This window comes from Caballeronia sp., from assembly GCF_049581465.1.
GTDB lineage: Bacteria > Pseudomonadota > Gammaproteobacteria > Burkholderiales > Burkholderiaceae > Caballeronia.
The window spans coordinates 1-2,723 of record NZ_JBAUSA010000226.1; the positions used below are offsets into that span (position 1 = coordinate 1).

Annotated in this window: 3 protein-coding genes; all 3 read right to left on the reverse strand. The window is 59.9% G+C overall.

The window, feature by feature from the left end:
- Nucleotides 1–57: 57 nt before the first annotated feature.
- Nucleotides 58–717: a nitrate reductase molybdenum cofactor assembly chaperone gene (gene narJ, locus WCA53_RS05590; protein ID WP_423906660.1), complete on the reverse strand. Its 660-nt coding sequence runs from the start codon at nucleotides 715–717 to the stop codon at nucleotides 58–60.
- Nucleotides 714–2,267, reverse strand: a complete 1,554-nt coding sequence (narH, locus tag WCA53_RS05595; protein WP_423906663.1) for a nitrate reductase subunit beta — start codon at nucleotides 2,265–2,267, stop codon at nucleotides 714–716. Before narH ends, narJ begins: the two co-directional genes overlap by 4 nt.
- A partial coding sequence (locus WCA53_RS05600; protein WP_423906668.1) for a molybdopterin dinucleotide binding domain-containing protein occupies nucleotides 2,264–2,723 on the reverse strand: 460 nt, incomplete at its 5' end. The genes WCA53_RS05600 and narH, both read right to left, overlap by 4 nt.

Sequence of the window (2,723 nt, forward strand, 5' to 3'; positions counted from 1 at the left end):
GCAATGTACGGATAAATGCCAAATAGAAATTGATTGAGCATGGGTGGGTCCTGGAACTCAGTTGGCCGTGGCGGGCGGTCGCGGATGAAAGTGCATCGGCTGGGCGAGCGGCGTGGTCATTGACGGAGCAAGCAGCGGTTCGACACCGTCCGCACCGGGGCCAAAGCGTTCGAGCGCTTCGTCCATGTCGCGAATGGGTGGCTCCGTGGCCGCTTGCGGGACGACATCGGTCAACGTGCGCAACACGGTGAACACGCCCGCGTACGGACTTTCGTCGCGGGCGAGACGCTCGCCTATTGCCGCGAGGACGTGGATGGCCTCGTCGAGCAGCGCGCGAGCTTGCGCCGGTTCGATGGCGCCCAGCACTTCGAGGAACAGCGGCACGTGATCGGGCAGTTCATTGGTCGCCATGTCGAGACCGAGTCGCCGGTATTCGTCCAGAAGATCGACCATGGCCTGGCCACGATCGCGGCTTTCGCCGTGAACGTGCTCGAACAGATGCAACGAGTGCGCCGGGTTGCGATCGAACGTGGCAACGTAGTTCTCCTGCAACTCGATCAACGGATGCGTTTTCAGTAGCGCGAGAAGGGGTTGCAACGCGTCTTGCGCCGCCGGAATGCGTTTAAGCGCTCCTTCGACTTCGTCGAGCGCCACGAGCAGTTCGGGCTCCGGATAATCGAGTAACGCCGCGAGCACCGGATAGATGGAAAAATTCATGATGCCGCCTCCGTTTTCTTGCGCGATTTGGGCATATCCGCGAACACGACGCTGCCCTGAGGCTTTTTGCCGAACAGCGATCCCTCCGATACCCCGCTCGAGCAGCCGTTGCCGAACGTGAAGCCACAACTGCCCTTGTCGTTGAAGCTGTCTTCCACGGCTTCCTTATGCGACGAAGGCACGACGAAGCGGTCTTCATAGTTCGCAATGGCCATGGTCTGGTACATGTCCTCGACCTGCGCGGGCGTGATGTTCAAACCGTCCAGCAACGCCGGTTCTGCTCGGCCGTGCACGACCTCGGCGCGCTTGAACGCGCGCATCGCGAGCATGCGTTCAAGCGCGGACGTGACCGGCGCTTCGTCGCCAGCCGTCAGCAGGTTGGCGAGGTAGCGCACCGGGATGCGCAGGCTCTTCACGTCCGGGATAATCCCGTCCATGCCAATATGCCCCGCGTCGGCGGCGGATTGAATCGGCGAAAGTGGGGGGATGTACCACACCATCGGCAACGTCCGGTACTCGGGATGCAGAGGGAACGCCACCTTCCATTCCACAGCCATCTTGTAGACGGGCGACTTGCGCGCGGCGTCCAGCCAGTTTTGCGAGATGCCTTGCGCGAGCGCTTCGGCCTGGACGGCAGGATCGTGCGGATCGAGGAATACGTCGAGTTGCGCTTGATACAGATCCTGTTCCCGTTCGACCGACGCCGCTTCGCCAATCTTGTCGGCGTCATACAGGAGGACGCCAAGATAGCGAATACGCCCGACGCACGTCTCCGAACAGACGGTCGGTTGACCGGCTTCCAGACGCGGATAACAGAAAATGCACTTCTCCGCTTTGCCGCTCTTCCAGTTGAAATAGATCTTCTTGTACGGGCAGCCGGAAATGCACATGCGCCAGCCGCGGCATTTGTCCTGGTCGACCAGCACGATGCCATCGTCTTCGCGCTTGTACACCGAGCCTGATGGGCAGGAGGCCACGCACGCCGGGTTGAGGCAGTGCTCGCACAAACGCGGCAGGTACATCATGAAGGTGTTCTCGAAGGTCGAATACATTTCCTTCTGCACGTTTTCGAACAGCGCGTCACGGCCACGCGAAGAGAATTCGCCGCCGAGATCGTCTTCCCAGTTCGGACCCCAAACGATCTTCTCCATCTTCTTGCCGGTGATGACGGAAACGGGCCGCGCAGTCGGCGGTGTTTCCGACAACTTCGCCTTTTGCAGATGTTCGTAGTCGAACGTGAACGGCTCGTAGTAGTCGTCGATAGCCGGCAGGTTCGGGTTCGCGAACAGATTCGCGAGCACCCTGAGCTTTCCGCCCTGACGCGGTTCGAGCTTGCCATTGGCATTGCGTTTCCAGCCGCCTTGCCACTTCTTCTGGTTTTCCCACTCCTTCGGATAGCCGATCCCCGGCTTCGTTTCCACGTTGTTGAACCACGCGTATTCCACGCCGTCACGCGAGGTCCACACGTTCTTGCAGGTCACGGAGCAGGTGTGGCAACCGATGCATTTGTCCAGGTTCAGGACCATTGCGACTTGCGCACGGATTTTCATGATGCTGCTCCTTCGTTCAGCGGGCCTTCCAGCCACGCGACCTGTCTCATTTTGCGCACGATTACGTACTCGTCCCGGTTTGATCCAACGGTGCCGTAGTAATTGAATCCATACGCCTGCTGTGCATAGCCTCCGATCATGTGCGTGGCTTTAAGAACAGTACGCGTGACCGAGTTGTGAATGCCGCCCCGCATGCCGCTCGTTTCGGCGCCCGGCACGTTGATAATTTTTTCCTGCGCGTGATACATCAGGCACATGCCACGCGGCACGCGCTGGCTAACCACCACGCGCGCGGTCAGCGTACCGTTCACGTTGAACACTTCCACCCAGTCGTTATCGACAAGCCCTGCTTCCTTGGCTTCTGCTTCCGACACCCACACGTGCGGCCCGCCGCGCGAAAGCGTCAACATGCGCAGGTTGTCCGAGTAGGTAGAGTGAATGCCCCATTTCTGGTGT

Excerpts from the sequence above, each read along its gene's own strand:
- narH (WP_423906663.1), bottom strand. The coding sequence starts at position 2,267 with ATGAAAATCCGTGCGCAAGTCGCAATGGTCCTGAACCTGGACAAATGC.
- narJ (WP_423906660.1), bottom strand. The coding sequence starts at position 717 with ATGAATTTTTCCATCTATCCGGTGCTCGCGGCGTTACTCGATTATCCG.